Here is a 16,317-nt window from a genome sequence, read left to right as displayed (position 1 = left end):
CTTTTTTAGTGAATAGTGAAAGGTGAAATTAATAAATCTCCGCTTTCACTATTCACTTTTGGCTGTTCATTATAGCGCCGTTATTATTCACTGCTCATTTTGCATGTGCCAATGCACCTATTGAAAGGTAGTCCGGCAGTTCCGGGCGATTAGCCAGGGCCGTATCTATTACGGATAATACCTGCTCCCGTTCTTTGCCAATAAGGGTGAGGCGTGGCGCTCTTACATACTCGCTACCCAGTCCGGCGCGGGTTTCAGCCAGCTTAATATATTGAACCAGTTTGGCATGCAGGTCCAGCTCCAGCAGAGGCAGGAACCAACGGTAAATTTCCAGCGCTTCCGCTACACGGCCGGCTTTCACCAGGCGGTAAATGGCTACGGTTTCTGCGGGGAACGCACATACCAGGCCGCCCACCCAGCCCACTGCGCCTAATACCATTTCTTCCAGCGCCAGGGTATCCACGCCGCAGAGTATTTTAAAGCGGTTGCCAAAACGGTTGATCATACGGGTTACGTTGGAAACGTCGCGGGTAGATTCTTTTACCGCCTGTACGTTTTTAAAGGCTGCCAGCTCTTCAAAGATGGCCAGCGTTACGTCTACCTTGTAATCTACCGGGTTATTATAGATCATGATCGGCAGATCAGTGGAGGATGCGATGGCTTTAAAGTAAGCGGCGGTTTCCCGTTCATCGCTCTTGTAGCGCATAGGGGGTAATAACATTAAACCCTTAGCGCCCCATTCCTGGGCCAGCTGGGCCAGTTTTACCGCTTCCGCCGTGGCGCCTTCCGCAATGTTCAATACCACGGGTATTTTGCCCGCGACCTTCTCTACCGAATATTTTACCAGCGTTTCTTTTTCAGCTGCTGTGAGGGTGCTGGCCTCTCCCAGGGATCCTCCCAGGATAATACCATCTATACCCGCAGCCAGCTGCGCCTTCAGGTTCTTCTCAAATAATGGAAGGTCCAATTCATCATTGGCTGTGAACTTGGTAGTGATTGCAGGAAATATCCCTTTCCATTCAATAGACATGTTACTCAAATTTTTTTCAAAAATATTTCAATCATTACATGCGCACCTACCCAATTATAATCAATTATTACCTGATATTAACCTGTTTTGGAAACGGATGGGGTAAAATTTGTAATATTGAGTGAGTCGATGGTCGATGGTCCATAGTCCATGGATTACTTCAATATATCCAATGCCGCCCGTTATGCAATTGCAGCCTGCAATCCCTGCATAATGAGGTATGCAATGGACCATCGACTATGGACCATGGACCAAAAATATCAGCCAAAATAAGGACGTATTATGAAAGTGCTACAGTTCACGATCCCCGTGCCATTAGATAAATCCATCATTGTACAGAAAGATGTACTGCCCAACTTTTACCCGCATCTGCACCGCCACCAGGAGATACAGCTTACCTGGATCCAGAAAGGTGAAGGCACACTGGTAGCGGATAACAACATGCATTCATTCCGCTCCAACGAGATCTTCTGGCTGGGCGCCAATCAACCGCATATCTTTAAAAGCGAACCTTCTTATTTTTTACCCAAGAGTAAAAAGAAGATCGTGGCCTGGATGTTCTTCTTTAACCCGAACGGCGCACTGGCAGCTTTCTTCAACCTGCCGGAAATGAAGCTGCTGAAGAATTTTGTACAGCAGCACCAGTCCGGCTTTAAGCTGCCTGCCCAGCATGTAATTGAAGTATCCAATAAAATGCTGCGTATTGCACAAAGCGCAGGCGCAGATCAATTGATGTTGTTTGTAGAGCTGTTAAAGCAGCTGAGCAGCTACCCCGATCTTGCCCCGCTGAGCGCCGGTAATAAAACGCCCATGTTCAGCGAGCATGAAGGCATACGCATTGGCAACATTTACAATTTTATTATGCAGCAGTATGATAAACCCATTACCCTGGAAGATGCTGCCAAACAGGCCCACATGACGCCCCAGGCTTTTTGCCGCTTTTTCAAGAAACACACCCTGCACACCTTTGTGTCTTTCCTGAATGAGGTACGCATCAACGAAGCCTGTAAGAAGCTTACGGACGGTGATTATGACAACATTGCCACCGTGGCTTATACCTGCGGCTTTAACAGCATTACCAATTTTAACCGGGTGTTTAAAGGTATCACCGGGCAATCGCCCAGTGAATATATGAACAGTTATTTTCAGAGTGTGGAGCACTGAGGGGCTTCTTTGTCCATGGTCCATAGCCGATGGTCCATGGCATAGCTGTGTTACAGAAATACAACAAAGAAATTCAGGTCAATGCCTCCCATAATTGCCTTTACACGCTGTATCCATCACACTGTAAAAGGCCATTGACTATGGACCATCGACCATGGACTATATAAATATCACAACCATGCCATACAAAACATTCAGCCTGTTAACCATTACATTGCTGTTACTGGGCAATGCACTTACACTGCAGGCACAGGGTACTGCGGATGATTACCGCCGCGCCAATGACTGGAGCAGCCGTATCAGGAACAAGCTCTATTATGCCCCCACCAGCTTTAACTGGATCGATAGCACACACCGCTGCTGGTACTACGAGCAAACACCGCGCGGTAAAGAGTTTATGCTGGTAGATGCAGACAAGCGCACCAAAGGCCCGGCCTTTGACCAGGTGAAGCTGGCAAACGCCCTCAGCACCCTGCTGCACCGTACTTATACGGCATATGCGCTGCCATTTAACATGATGGATTTCAGCGATAAGGAACATACGCTGGAATTTAATATAGGCGATACCGTGTGCCAGTGCAAGCTGACAGACTACAGCTGCCGGCTAAAAGAGATCAAAGGAAAAACCACACCCGACCGCTACTGGGGCGCAGAACATGATGAGCAGAACGAGCCGCCGGTGCCCTCGCCGGACAGCAACTGGGTGGCTTATATCCAAAGCTACAACGTATACATCCGCGACCGTAAAACGAAAGCGGTTTTTCAGTTAAGCTATGATGGCTCCGAAGGGGAATATTATTCCAGCTACATGGAGTGGGCCCCGGATTCAAAAAAGCTGGCCGCTGTTAAGGTGCGGGCTAATAAAAAGCATTTGCTGTACCTGATCTCATCCTCCCCAACAGACCAGCTGCAGCCAAAGCTTAGCACCCGCGATTACCTGAAGCCCGGCGATGCGCTGCCGGTAAGGGTTCCGCAGCTGTTCCTGGTAGAAAGTAAAAAACATATTCCCTTAGATGCAGCACTGTTTAACCAGCAATACAGCCTGGGCAACCTGGAATGGCGTAAGGATAGCCGCGCCTTTACCTTTGAATACAACCAGCGCGGGCACCAGGTATACCGCGTACTGGAGGCAGATGCTGCCACCGGTCAGGTTAAAATACTGGTAGAGGAAACCAGCCCCACGTTCATTGATTACAGCAGTAAAAAATACCGTTATGATGTGAATGATGGTAAAGAGATCATATGGGCATCTGAGCGCGACGGATGGAATCACCTCTATTTATACGACGGCAAAACCGGGCAGGTAAAGCATCCCATTACCAAAGGCAGCTGGGTAGTACGTTCTGTTGTAAAAGTAGATGAGCAGGCCAGGACCATCATTTTTGGCGCCAGCGGCCGGGAACAGGGCCAGGACCCTTACCTGGTGCAGTATTACAAAACGGATTTTGAAGGTAAGCACCTGCAGCCATTAACAACGGAAAATGCACAGCATGCCGCCAAATTCAGCACCGATTATAAATACTTTACAGATGCCTATTCCCGTGTAGATCTGCCGCCGGTGACCGTTTTACGCGATGCCAATGGCAAAGTAATAATGGAGCTGGAAAAGGCCGATATTACCGCCTTACAGCAAACCGGCTGGCGTGCGCCGGAAGTATTTTCCGCCAAAGGCCGCGACGGGCAAACAGATATCTGGGGTATCATCATACGCCCCTCTAACTTTGATGCCTCCCGTAAGTACCCGGTTATAGAAAATATTTATGCAGGCCCGCACAGTGCATTTGTACCTAAAGCCTTCCAGGCTGCCTACCGCGGTATGCAGGAGCTGGCGGAGCTGGGTTTTATTGTGATACAGGTAGATGGCATGGGCACCTCCAACCGCTCCAAAGCATTTCATGATGTATGCTGGAAAAACCTGAAAGATGCCGGTTTCCCCGACCGCATTCTATGGATGAAGGCCGCTGCCGGAAAATATCCCTATATGGACCTTACACGGGTAGGCATTTACGGAACCTCTGCCGGCGGGCAAAATGCCGCAGGCGCCGTATTATTTCACCCGGAGTTTTATAAAGCAGCCGTAGCCTCCTGTGGATGCCATGATAACCGCATGGACAAAATGTGGTGGAATGAGCAGTGGATGGGATACCCCATAGGCCCGCAATACGAGGAATGTTCCAATGTTACCCATGCCGCTAACCTGGAAGGTAAGCTGATGCTGATCCTGGGAGAGATGGATGATAATGTGGACCCCTCCTCTACCCTGCAGCTGGTAAATGCGCTCATTAAAAACAATAAGGATTTTGACTTTGTGATGGTACCGGGCATGGGACACTCTTCCGGCGGTGATTATGGAGAGCAGAAAAGAAGGGATTTTTTTGTAAAGAATTTGCTGCAGGTTGCCCCACCAGCCTGGGATGAGCTGAAGGTGGAGAATAAAACACTGGGCACCCGCTGAAACAATTAATAATGAAGAATTAATAATTAATAAAACAGAGCGGAAAGGATAGCGTTAAAGCAGAACGCATAGTGCAAAATGCAGGCAGCATTCAGCATTATGCGTTCTGCATTAAACAGCCCTGCCGGGCATTACCTGGCAGGGCTGTTTTAATTGGATAGTTATCTTTTAATCAATATTTACAATAGCTGCTTTAGGATAGCTAATGCTATATTTAAGCTGCTGCTTTTGCTCTGCAGCAGGGGCCAGCGACATTTTCCAGGTGAGCAGCTTAGTGCTTTCTTCCAGCTGGGCATCGCCATAGCTGATCCCGGATATTTCCATATCAGTATTAGTGCTAAGCGGCAGCTGATCCTGCAGGGTAATGCTAATGGGCACCGGTTTATTATTCTTAATGCCTAGCTGCCAGGACCGCGCTACTGTTATATTCTTGCCAATAAAACGTTTACGGCTGTAATCCTTTTCCAGGGTGCGGGTAACAGTTACCTGTTTATCGCGGCCCAGGGATATCAGCAGCGTATCCTGTGAGTTTTGCAGGTCCAGCAGGGATTTGCCCAGGTAGGTATCTTCATAAAAAATACTGGCTTCCCCATCCAGCAGGTTCAGGGATTCCCAGTCTGTAATACCGGCTACCAGGAAGGCTGCTTTGTCCAGCTTAGGCACTGCATAATATTCATAGCTGGCAGGTACTTCCACTTCTTTTACGCCCACTGTGTAAGGCTTTCCATCAGGCTCAATAGTATAAGGCACGGGTATATCATAATAAAAAGTAGTAGCTACATATTGCTCCGTAACATCCTCAACTATGCTGGACGATTGTTTGCGCAAGGCTTTTTTATTCCCCACAGCTACACCCGCTACACGGCCCTCCAATGCTTTCTCTGTGCCATAGCCAACTACCACCACTTCATCCAACGTCCTGTTGTCCGGTTGCATACTGATGCGCATAAAACCGCCATCTACCGGCACTTCCCTCTTATTAAAACCTATATAGGAAAACACCAGGGTTTGTTCCCCGCCGGATGTTTGCAGCTGAAAATTGCCCTTCTCATCTGTTACAGTACCTAACGTTTTGCCCTTTATTTGTACACTACAGCCTGTAAGCGGGTTCCCGCTGTCATCTGTTACCCGCCCGCTTATCTCGCCATTGCTGAGCATTTGCTGCGCCTGGCGGCTACGGTTCAGCTCATCATAGCTGCTGTAGCTGTGTAAGTACCAGGGGCGTAATACCGGCCGCACGCTGCTTTCGTCAGGGTTTCCTGTACTTAATTGCAGCTTAACTTTCTTCCACATTTCGCCACACTGCTGAAATACTTTGGCTTTAAAAGTAATATCCAGCGGCTGAGTAATGTCCTTTACCCGTATATCGTAAGCCGGCAGCCAGCCTGCGTTCTTTACCAGGTAGCTAACGGTGAATTTGCCAGTGGAGGCGCTTTTAGCCAATACATCCAGCACTATATCGCTGGTAGGGGTTTCTTTCAGCTGGCGCAGGCCCTGCAACTGATTAGTTGTTTGCAGCAGATCTTTTTCCAGCGTGCGGATCTGTTGTTTAATACTGAGCTGTTTATCCAGCACCTCTGTCAGGCGCTGCCGTTGCAGGTCCAGTATATCTTTTAACTCTATGGCTTTTAAAACGTTATTGGTGCCGCCAATATCCTGGTTCTTGGTAAGAATGCTTTCCTCCTGCGTGTATACCTGCAGGTTATTTTTTTCACGGTCCAGCTTGTCCTGCAGGGTCTGACGCTGTTTTTCCAGCTGATCAATTTCTTCCCGCTGCGATTGTTCCTTAATAAAATTGGGCTGATGCGATACAGATAACAACATGGTATTGGCCGGCAGCTTAGCCTGTATGCTTTTTTGATCCACGTCCGGGGAAATGCCGCTGAAAACAATCTTATTGTTGCCTGGTGTAACGGTGTACTGCATGCTGCGGGTAACCTGTGCGCCCTGCAGGAAAACGGTAACCTGGTCAACGGTGCTGGCGGAAGTGGCGGGTATTTGTGCAAAGCTCTGCTGCACGCAAAGCAGCACCGGGATAAAATAGGTATATCTCATTTTGTGGCAATTTGTTCAAGGATGCCGGGTTATTTTATTTTCCATAAACGGAAATGTTTGATGCCCCTTTCCCCTATCATAGGTATTAATAATTACTCAAAAAACTGTAATAGCAGTAAAATATTATTCCTAAATATAGTAATTGTTCGCACAAAAGCAAATGGCCCCTTAGTCCTTCACAGCCCTTATAATTTCCCTTTTACCCGGCGGACCGGCTAATTTCTCCACGGTAAAACCAATGGCCTGCAGGTCTTTCCGTACCGCACTTTTACTACAATAAGTAACCAGCACCCCTCCTGGGTACATTCGTGCCGCTACCTGCTCAAACACGGCAGCACTCCATAGTTCTGGCTGTATCTCCGGCGCAAAGGCATCAAAATAAACCAGGTGAAATAACGGTGAGGAAGCTGCCAGGTATGCAGCCAGTGATTGCTTTTTCTTTAACAGGGAAAATTGTGGATGCAGCGGTACAACTTCCTCCCAGGCCGCGCTGTGTAAGGCTTTCAGGTCATGGCCTGTGGTGGCTTTTAACAAATTATTATAATTTAAGGCCTGCATTTCCGGGGCAGATAACGGGTACAATTCTACTGCTTCATAATAAACAGGCCGTTGTTGTGCAATGGCCTCCTGTAAAGTAAGCAGCGCATTTAAACCGGTACCAAAGCCCATTTCAAATATATATAAGGGCGAATGTTGTTGCAGCAGGGGCCGCAATCCTGCATTAATATATATATGTACACTCTCCTGAATAGCGCCATAGGTACTGTGGTACGTAACATTGGTACCGGTTACGCCTATGGTATGTGATCCGTCGCCTGTAAGCTGTATATGCCGTTCCATGCTGTAAAGATAATGGCCCTAAACCATGCTACGCACAGGAATGCACGGAACAAAAACGTGGGGACATAGTCAACAAAATAAGATGTTGATTGGGTGTAGCTTCTACAAAATACATCCGTTAAAGAAATGTTACATAAAAACATTCAAACGCTGAAATGCCGTATTCTCAAAGGGATTGGGCCGTTTTAACAATTCTTTTCTGATTTTGCGCAGGGTTTTTGTCTTATTCCCTGGCAAGAAACCAAACGAAATGGTTTCAGTCAAAAAAGTTAAATCGGATCGTTAACCATAAAAATTGAAAAACGATGAAAACACAGATCTTAAAATTTGGCCTTATGGCAGGCGTTGGAGCAATAATGCTTACACAGGTAAACGCAAAGAATGGTGTTAGTGCAAAAATGTCCCGCGACACCGTAGCTGTAGCTGATACAGCAAACTTTAAAGTAGATACTGCAAATTTCGCAGTGGATACCGCAGCTTTCAAAGCAGATACTGCGAACTTTAAAGTAGATACCGCTGCTTTCGCAGTAGATACTGCTTTTGCGCTGGATACTGCAGCTGTAGCTGATACAGCTAACTTTAAAGTAGATACTGCAAATTTCGCAGTGGATACCGCAGCTTTCAAAGCAGATACTGCGAACTTTAAAGTAGATACCGCTGCTTTTGCAGTAGATACTGCAGCTTTTAAAGCAGATACTGCAAACTTTAAAATGGACACAGCTTTTGTAAAAGACACTGCTGCTTTTGCCACTCCTGACACTGCATTCTTCAAAGACACTGCTAACTTCGTAGCAGACACCGCTTTTGCTAAAGACACAGCTGCATTCAAAAAGGATACTGCTTTCTTTGCAAAAGACACCGCATCTTTTATTGTTAAGGATACTGCAGCAATGCGCCCTGACACTGCATCTTTTGTAAAAGACACTGCTTCTATGGCAAAAGATACCGCTACTATCCGTCGCGATACAGCAGTTATCCGTGATACCGTTGCTACTCAACCAGTAGATACCACCGGTAAAAAACACATAAAAAAGGAAAAGATTAAAAAAGACACTACTGCTCAGAAGTAATTAGGTAACCAACCACTAAGACACACGTAGCTAGTGTAAAATTATTCCTGGAAAAGGCAGCGATCTATCATCGCTGCCTTTTTCTATTTATATTTATGAAAACTGCCCCGCTATGAAAAATTTAGCTCCTGATATATTCCGCAAAAGACTTTTAGTAGAGGGATATTTTACCATTCCCGTAGATGAACAAACGCTGATCCATTTCTTTCAGCACTTTACCACCCAGCTTTCTATGCGCACGTATGGCGCCCCAATTGTACACACTACCAGCGGGGAAGGTAAAGCAGCCAACCAGGGTTATGATGCCTTTGTGCCGCTGATTGATTCAGGCATTTATATAGCCGTGTGGAGCCAGCAACAATTCCTGTCTGCAATTATTTATACCTGTAAAGATTTTTCTGAAGCGGAAGCATTAAGCGTGATACAAACTTATTTTGGCATAACGGAAACAGCCTCCACACTTTTCTAACCCTTGGCCAGCTTGTAATTCGGTATATTGGTGAAGAGTACACCGGCTAAGATCACCAGCAGCGCTATTATCTGCAGCAAAGAGATCTGCTCATTGGCAAAGGCCCAGCCTATCAAAATGGCCACTACCGGGTTTACATAAGTATGCGTACTTACCAATGCCGGCGGGCGAATAGTGATTAGCCAGGTAAAAGCCATATAGGCCACCAGCGATCCCATAGTGATCAGGTATAACAAACCTCCCCAGGCAGGCAGTGACACTGTAGTTATATTAAAATCAGCCCATTCCCCCGTGAACAATGCGATGAGGCCGCTAAAAAGGCCCGCAGCCAGGAGCTGCAGGCCGGTTGTCAGGGTATTGGAATGGCTGTGGTCCAATTTATATTTAGCGTACAGGGAACCTACTACCCATAGAATGGCGCCCAGCAATAATACCAGGTTGCCGGTCAGTAACATGCCGGCATCCTTTGTTTCAGACGCCGTAGCCTGGGTATAATGAAAGAACAGTACAATACCGGTGAACCCGATCACCAATCCGCCCAGCACCCATTTATTGGAAAAGTAGTTTCCCCACTCTTTTTTATCCAGCAGTAAAAAGAAAAAGGGTTCAGTAGCCATAATAATAGCCGCGTAACCTGAGTTTACATATTGCTCAGCCCAGGTTACCAGGCCCGTACCACCCACCAGCATCAGAACACCACTAATGGAAGCATTGCCTATGGTAGCAGCACCGGGTAATTTTTCACCACGCGCCAAACACCATATTAACAGTATGCTGCCTGCGATCACACCCCGGAAAGCCGTTAGCACAAAAGGCGGAAATCCCTTTAACCCGAATGCAATAGCCATATAGGTGGTACCCCATACAATATAAATAGCCAGGAAAGCCAGGATAACCAGCCATTGAGGTGAATTTTCCGATCTCATATCCGGTGGTTTGGGTTGATGCCTACAGTTTACATTACCAGTAAAACAAGTTTTACCAGTGTAAATCTATATAATTATTTATTACCGTCAAAAGCTTTTTTGCTGGTAAAAATAATGTACCTTTCCACCGGTATCTTTATGAGCAAAGAGAGAAATATTAACACCCTTCCCCTGGATGGAGGCGCACTCTGCTTCCATTTTATTAATACCGTTCATTCCTGGCGGGGCATTAACCTGCATGAGTATTTAGATAGTTATGCCACCCTGCTGCAATGGTGTAATAAGGTGAACATCCTTAACGGCAAAAGCCGTAAAGCCTTGCAGCAATATGCTGCCAAACATGCTGAAGCAGCCGATAAAGCCCTGCAAAAAATGAAACGCGTACGGGAATTGCTGTACCACTTCTTCTCCGCGGTTGCAGCACAGGAGCCACAGCAAATGCAGGAAGAGCTGCTGCATAAATTTAATACCGTGTTATCCGCCGGTTTATCGCATATCCGCTTTACTATAAAAGGCACACATCTTGAACAGGATTGGGAAGAAGATGCTGCCGATCTGCTATCGCCTTTATGGGTGGTGATGAAATCAGCGTATGATATACTCACCCTGGAAGATCGTCAGCGGATCAAGGAATGCGGGCAATGTGGCTGGATCTTCCTGGACCACACCAAGAATAACAAACGGCGCTGGTGCAGCCCGGTTACCTGTGGCAGCATGGAAAAATCGAAGAAATATTATCATAAGAAAAAGCAAGGATCAGAAGGCTAATACATATGGCACAAACAGACGTAATTATTATAGGCGCCGGCGCAGCAGGCTTAATGGCAGCCAGGGAGCTGGTAAAAGCCGGGAAGAAAGTACAGTTGCTGGAAGCCCGCGATCATATTGGCGGGCGCATCCATCAGCATACAGGCGCTGAATTTATTCATGGGGATGTTCCCCTGACACTGGGATTATTAAAAGAAGCAAACATCCCCTACCACGCCATTGAAGGCACCATGCTGCAATCATTCAAAGGGCAGCTGGTACCTGTGGAGGAACTGGAAATACCGCACTGGCCGCTTTTTGTAGCCGCACTGAAAAAGCAGGAAGAAGATCTGCCGCTGCAGGATTTCCTGGAGCTCCATTTTGCGGATGATAAATACAATGAGCTGAGAGATACCGTTATACGCTATGCCTCCGGCTATGATACCGCTGATCCGGCGGATGCCAGTACCCTGGCCATGCGGGAAGAATGGGTGTCAGAGCATGAAGCCACCCAATACCGCATCAATGGTGGGTACGATCGCCTCACCGCTTTTCTGGCAGCAGAAATTACAAAGGGTGGCGGCGCCATTCAGCTCTCATCCATTGTACAGCATATCCACTGGCAACCGGGAAAGGTGGAGGTCATTACTACAAATGAGCAACATTATACTGCGCAGCAGGTATTGATCACGGTACCGCTTAGTGTGTTACAGGCAGCGCCAACGGAGCTGGGCAGCCTGCAATACTTTCCACCGTTACCAGCGCAGCATGAAGCGGCACAGCAAATGGGTATGGGTGGCATTATTAAAATACTGCTGCAGTTCCGGGAACCCTTCTGGGAAAAGCAAACCATTAACGGCAAAAGCGGGGAAGATATAACCCTCATTTTTTCCCAGCAAACCGTGCCCACCTGGTGGACGCAATACCCCGAAACATCTACCCTGCTTACCGGCTGGCTGGGCGGCCCGCCTGTCAAAGCGCTCAAAGATGCGTCAGATACGGAGGTGCTGGAAATGGCATTTAATTCCCTCTCAGGCATTTTTAACATGCCCGCATCAACGTTACAATCTTTATTGCTTAGCGCGCAGGTCATTAACTGGACGAATGATCCGTTTACACGCGGCTCCTATTCATACCCTACTATCCATACCAAAGCAGCACTGCCCGTATTAACTACACCAGTAGCGAACACATTATTTTTTGCGGGAGAAGGATTGTATAACGGCGCGCTTATGGGAACCGTAGAAGCAGCCCTGGTAAACGGGCAGGAGGTAGTGAAGAAAATGTTAGGGATAAACAGTAAATAAAAAGGTAGTAATTACCTTACTACCTTTAGCTCTTTTGTGGTATTCATTACACTGGCATTTTTCAACTGCGCATTTAACGGGGATATCAGTTTATACGGCCGGTTAAATAACTCCTGTGATACTTTAAAATGCTCTGCGAGTTTACGGATATTTTCTTTGGAAAGCCCTCTGCGGTAATGCAGCATATCAGACACCAGGCTTTTGCCAATACCCAGCATAGCGGCCAGCTCTGTAGCTTTCAGGTTATTTTCTGCCATTAAATACTGTAATATTTCAATAGGGTTAGCATCTTTAAAAGTGCTGTGTGATTCATCCCACTTTTCTATGAGCAGGGTAAGCAGCTCTATTTCATCTGATAACTCTTTGTTTTTACGAGGACTGGCCACTAATTCCGCCAGCACATCACAGTATTCATCATACTGCTTTTCAGATTTAATTACCTTGTATTTTAACTTTTCCATAACCCTGGTTTAATAATCACTGATAATGTATTGCTTTCTGTTAGCGCATAGCTCTGTGTAGGCTGCATGTGTACCTATCCAGCACACAAACAAATGTACATGCGATGCGCCAAATACGTATTGACAGATCATGCGGTGATGGTTACCTCCAATATTAAATACCACCCGCTGACTACCATTTCCTAAAAGATCTGCGCTGCCGAAGGTATTCAATATATCTTCCGGCATATTCCAGCTTGCACCTTTTACCGTTACAATCCAAAGTTCAAAGCTACTTCTGCTATTTGCATGCCCCTTCACATATTTTTCAATAGTTTGCAGTTTGATCAAATGCACTTTCATGGGTTTCCATTTACAAATATACAATAAGTTCGCAGAATGCGTACTTTTACCAAAACTTTTTTTAGCCCACAATATTAACCACGGTGCGCTCAAAAGAAGGTTAATCCGGTGTTAAGGAAAAGATGTACTTTTCATTTGCAAACAGTTCAATAACCAACCGCATGTTGCAAACACTTTCACAGCCCTGGCCCTGGTATGTAGCCGGCCCGCTGATTGGCCTGGTAGTGCCGGTTTTACTGCTCCTGGGCAACAAACACTTTGGAATATCCGCCAACTTACGGCACCTCTGCGCCGCCTGCCTGCCGGCTAAGATCCCCTTCTTTCAATACAACTGGAAAAAGGAAAGCTGGAACCTCTTTTTTGTAGCAGGCATTATAACAGGCGCCTGGCTGGCATCCATATTACTGCATAATCCGCAGCCCATACAGGTGCACCCGGCGCTGGTGAAGGAAATGAATAGCTATAACGTTCATGACTATAACCATTTGCTGCCGGTGGATCTCTTTTCTTTTGCCAACCTGCTAACAGTACGTGGTTTTATTCTTATTGTAATAGGCGGTTTCCTGGTAGGCTTTGGAACCCGCTATGCCGGCGGCTGTACATCCGGCCACGCCATTATGGGGCTGGCTAATATGCAGGGCCCTTCCCTGGTGGCAACCTGCTGTTTTATGGCAGGTGGTTTTATAACCGCCAACTGGATCTTACCTTTCATTCTTCAATTGTAAGCAATGCCTGATTTAATCAATACTGATTTTGAAGTTCGTTCATTAGAGCGTACAGAAACCGCAACTCCCAGGCCCTGGTGGCATTTGCTCAAATACGCTGTAGCAGGTATGTTGCTGGGTATTGTATTTGTAAAGGCAGAAATTGTTTCCTGGTTCCGTATACAGGAAATGTTCCGCTTACAAAGTTTTCACATGTATGGGGTTATTGGCTCCGCGGTAGTAGTAGCAGCCATTTCTGTGTGGATCATCAAAAAGTTCAGGATTAAAACCATCAGCGGGGAAAAAATCGATTTTACACCTAAGCAATACAATAAAGGGCAGGTCATTGGCGGGCTTATTTTTGGTGCCGGCTGGGCGCTTACCGGCGCTTGTCCGGGGCCATTGTTTGCACAAATAGGTACCGGCGCTTTTGTGGTGATAGTAATGATCCTGAGCGCAATTGCAGGTACCTGGGTATATGGCTTACTAAGAGAAAAGCTGCCTCATTGATCCAAATGAACAGGATCTTTTACAACATGTGTTCCTGTACTTACTATTCAGCCTTGCAGCATACCCTGGTGATGGCTCCATAACTTTGCATACACCGTATTACGGGCCAGCAGCTGCTTATGCGTACCTTCTTCTGCCAGCGCGCCATCCTGCAGCACCACGATCTGATCGGCATTTACCACGGTACTTAACCGGTGCGCGATCACGATCACTGTTTTACCGGCATCCCTCAGCTCCTGCATAACGTTTTGTACATAAAGATCTGAAACAGGGTCCAGGGAGGAGGTAGCTTCATCCAGGATCAGTATTTCCGGATGGCGGTATAATGCACGGGCAATAGCAATACGCTGGCGCTGGCCACCGGAAAGGTTTACGCCATGTTCACCCAATAATGTATTAAAGCCATCTGGCAGTTTTTCTATAAATTCCAGGATCCCCAGCTGCTGGGAAATACGTAATACCTGCTGTATATCCGGCTCAAACTCGCCCACGGCAATATTAGCCGTAATGGGCCCCGCAAACAGATCTATCTGCTGAGGCACTACACTTACCAGGCGGCGCAGGCTTTCATGCTGAATATAGCGGATATCCGTATGCCCAATGGCAATAGTACCTTCCTTTAAAGGGTAAATATTCTGCAGCAACGACATCAGGGTAGATTTGCCGGAACCACTCTCTCCCACAATAGCTGTAATGCGTCCCTTCTGTATTTCCAGGTTAAAATGCCTGAACACCGGCACCCGGCTGCCATAGCTGAAAGTAACGTTGTTAAACACAATATTCCCGATCATACCAGGTTGCAGCTCCACCTTTTGTGCGGTTTCCTCCTGCTCCAGGTCTATGATCTCAAATAAGCGGTCAGCGGCAATAAGCGCATCCTGCATACTTTTATTAGCGGTGATAAGGCCCATAGCCGGTCCCGTAAAATACCCTACCAGCGCGTAAAAAGACAGGAGCTCTCCCGGGCTCAACTCCCGGTTTATCACAAACACAGAACCGATCCATAAAAGCGCTATCACAAAACCGCTGGTTACAACATTAGCGGCGCTGCCTATGTACAGGTTACTGATGGTAGAATGGTAAATCGTTTTCAGCAGGCGTATAAAACGGTGCTCTGTTCTCATATTGGCATATTCTTCCAGCCCAAACCGTTTAATAGTGGCTACTGAATTAAGCGACTCCACCAGCTGGCTGCCCAGTTCCGCATTATCTTCCATCAGCCTGCGCTGCAGCTTTTTATTTACGCGGTTGCTAACCTGGTATATCAGCAGGTATACCGGGATAATACCCAGCATGATCAGCGCCAGCTTCCAGTAATAGGTGAACATCAAAGCGAAAGAGAAGATGACAATAAAAACATTCACCACCAGGGTTAACGCTACATCGTTAATGAATACACGTATTTTTACTGCATCGCCAATACGGGAGGTGATCTCCCCTACCCGCATAGTATCAAAGAACTGCTGCGGCAGTTTTAATAAATGTTTATAGTAGCCTAAGATCAGCTGCGCATCCAGCTGCTGGCCGGTTTTAACGGCAAAAATGCTTTTAAGATTGCCTACAAATAATTGCAGCAGCAATATTATCAGCATTATTACGCCTAACAGGTTCAGGAGGTTACGGTTACCTTCCACCAGCACATTATCTACGATCTTTTGTACATAAATAGAAGTAGAAAGCCCGAGCACAGTATAGATCACCGCGCCAAACAACGACTGCGTTAACACAGACCGGTGAGGACGCAGCAGGTACCAGAAACGTTGCAGGTGCGATATTTTTTCATTACCCGTTTTAAAATCTTCATCCGGCATTAACAGCACCAGCACACTGGTCCATGTTTTTTTAAAATCATCGTGGCTTAGGTGGTGATACATGCCATCAATCGGGTCCATTACAACAACCTGTTTGGCGGTTACCCTATACACTACTACAAAATGCTGCAACAGGCCGTTCACTACCACATGCGCAATAGCAGGCTTGGGTATATTGTTCAGCGCTTCCAGCGGCCCTTTTACGCCTTTGGCCTGGAAGCCCAGCTTCTGCGCAGCTTCTATTACTCCTAATACATTGGTGCCTTTACGGTCGGTACCGGCATATTGCCTGATGCGGGCTACCGGTAGCTGCAAATGATAGTACGCGGCTACAGATGCCAGGCAGGCGGCGCCGCAATCACTGATATCGCGTTGCTTTACCCGGGCACTCCGTTTTAATCTGGCATCATTTGTCATGGCATCATG

At 46.8% G+C, this 16,317-nt stretch carries 15 protein-coding genes; 8 read left to right on the top strand and 7 right to left on the bottom strand.

Translation table 11 applies throughout. The annotated features are described in order from the left end of the window. Positions 1-94 precede the first annotated feature (94 nt). Positions 95-1,030, bottom strand: a complete 936-nt coding sequence (locus BMZ54_RS26465; protein ID WP_089919185.1) for a dihydrodipicolinate synthase family protein — start codon at positions 1,028-1,030, stop codon at positions 95-97. Positions 1,031-1,312: 282 nt separating this feature from the next. On the opposite strand from BMZ54_RS26465, the gene BMZ54_RS26460 reads away from it, so the two are divergent. Both BMZ54_RS26460 and BMZ54_RS26455 read left to right on the top strand, forming a co-directional pair. Next, complete coding sequence (locus BMZ54_RS26460; protein ID WP_089919182.1) at positions 1,313-2,194, top strand: AraC family transcriptional regulator; 882 nt, start codon at positions 1,313-1,315, stop codon at positions 2,192-2,194. Positions 2,195-2,372: 178 nt separating this feature from the next. After that, positions 2,373-4,649 (top strand): S9 family peptidase, encoded by a 2,277-nt coding sequence (locus tag BMZ54_RS26455; RefSeq protein WP_089919510.1) that lies wholly within the window; start codon positions 2,373-2,375, stop codon positions 4,647-4,649. A 168-nt stretch (positions 4,650-4,817) separates the two neighbouring features. Here the strand turns inward: BMZ54_RS26455 and BMZ54_RS26450 are convergent, their stop codons facing one another. Both BMZ54_RS26450 and mnmD read right to left on the bottom strand, forming a co-directional pair. Further along, complete coding sequence (locus tag BMZ54_RS26450; protein WP_089919180.1) at positions 4,818-6,704, bottom strand: DUF4139 domain-containing protein; 1,887 nt, start codon at positions 6,702-6,704, stop codon at positions 4,818-4,820. 168 nt (positions 6,705-6,872) lie between these two features. Then, positions 6,873-7,544, bottom strand: a complete 672-nt coding sequence (gene mnmD / locus BMZ54_RS26445; RefSeq protein WP_089919178.1) for a tRNA (5-methylaminomethyl-2-thiouridine)(34)-methyltransferase MnmC2 — start codon at positions 7,542-7,544, stop codon at positions 6,873-6,875. A gap of 305 nt (positions 7,545-7,849) precedes the next feature. Here mnmD and BMZ54_RS26440 point away from each other — a divergent pair, with 305 nt between their 5' ends. Then, complete coding sequence (locus BMZ54_RS26440; protein WP_089919176.1) at positions 7,850-8,614, top strand: hypothetical protein; 765 nt, start codon at positions 7,850-7,852, stop codon at positions 8,612-8,614. Between the two features lie 112 nt (positions 8,615-8,726). Continuing rightward, positions 8,727-9,083 carry an S-adenosylmethionine decarboxylase gene (locus BMZ54_RS26435; RefSeq protein ID WP_089919175.1) on the top strand — a complete coding sequence of 119 codons (357 nt, stop codon included), beginning with the start codon at positions 8,727-8,729 and terminating at the stop codon, positions 9,081-9,083. Here BMZ54_RS26435 and BMZ54_RS26430 read toward each other — a convergent pair. After that, positions 9,080-10,009: an EamA family transporter gene (locus BMZ54_RS26430; protein WP_089919172.1), complete on the bottom strand. Its 930-nt coding sequence runs from the start codon at positions 10,007-10,009 to the stop codon at positions 9,080-9,082. The two genes, BMZ54_RS26435 and BMZ54_RS26430, sit on opposite strands and share 4 nt — an antisense overlap. 138 nt (positions 10,010-10,147) lie before the next feature. Here BMZ54_RS26430 and BMZ54_RS26425 point away from each other — a divergent pair, with 138 nt between their 5' ends. Together BMZ54_RS26425 and BMZ54_RS26420 are read left to right on the top strand one after the other, a co-directional pair. After that, positions 10,148-10,777, top strand: coding sequence for a CGNR zinc finger domain-containing protein (locus tag BMZ54_RS26425; RefSeq protein WP_162277678.1), 630 nt, complete (start codon positions 10,148-10,150; stop codon positions 10,775-10,777). 5 nt (positions 10,778-10,782) lie between these two features. Next, a complete protein-coding gene (locus BMZ54_RS26420) occupies positions 10,783-12,063 on the top strand; it encodes a flavin monoamine oxidase family protein (protein ID WP_089919168.1) in 1,281 nt (426 codons plus the stop codon). Between the two features lie 11 nt (positions 12,064-12,074). Here BMZ54_RS26420 and BMZ54_RS26415 read toward each other — a convergent pair whose 3' ends face one another. Continuing rightward, positions 12,075-12,524, bottom strand: coding sequence for a helix-turn-helix domain-containing protein (locus tag BMZ54_RS26415; protein ID WP_089919166.1), 450 nt, complete (start codon positions 12,522-12,524; stop codon positions 12,075-12,077). 9 nt (positions 12,525-12,533) lie between these two features. Next, complete coding sequence (locus BMZ54_RS26410; RefSeq protein WP_089919165.1) at positions 12,534-12,866, bottom strand: type II toxin-antitoxin system HigB family toxin; 333 nt, start codon at positions 12,864-12,866, stop codon at positions 12,534-12,536. Positions 12,867-13,027: 161 nt separating this feature from the next. Here BMZ54_RS26410 and BMZ54_RS26405 point away from each other — a divergent pair, with 161 nt between their 5' ends. Together BMZ54_RS26405 and BMZ54_RS26400 are read left to right on the top strand one after the other, a co-directional pair. Continuing rightward, positions 13,028-13,591, top strand: a complete 564-nt coding sequence (locus tag BMZ54_RS26405; RefSeq protein WP_089919508.1) for a YeeE/YedE family protein — start codon at positions 13,028-13,030, stop codon at positions 13,589-13,591. Between the two features lie 3 nt (positions 13,592-13,594). Next, positions 13,595-14,080 carry a DUF6691 family protein gene (locus BMZ54_RS26400; RefSeq protein ID WP_089919164.1) on the top strand — a complete coding sequence of 162 codons (486 nt, stop codon included), beginning with the start codon at positions 13,595-13,597 and terminating at the stop codon, positions 14,078-14,080. Positions 14,081-14,127: 47 nt separating this feature from the next. On the opposite strand, the gene BMZ54_RS26395 is transcribed toward BMZ54_RS26400, so the two are convergent. Then, the gene (locus BMZ54_RS26395; RefSeq protein ID WP_089919162.1) at positions 14,128-16,308 is read right to left on the bottom strand and encodes a peptidase domain-containing ABC transporter; all 2,181 of its coding nucleotides are present in this window, start codon (positions 16,306-16,308) and stop codon (positions 14,128-14,130) included. Between the last annotated feature and the right edge of the window lie 9 nt (positions 16,309-16,317).

The sequence above is a fragment of the Chitinophaga rupis genome, assembly GCF_900109685.1.
GTDB classification, from domain to species: domain Bacteria; phylum Bacteroidota; class Bacteroidia; order Chitinophagales; family Chitinophagaceae; genus Chitinophaga; species Chitinophaga rupis.
Note: the sequence above shows the minus strand (reverse complement) of the source record. Positions and strands in the feature narration are given on the sequence as shown.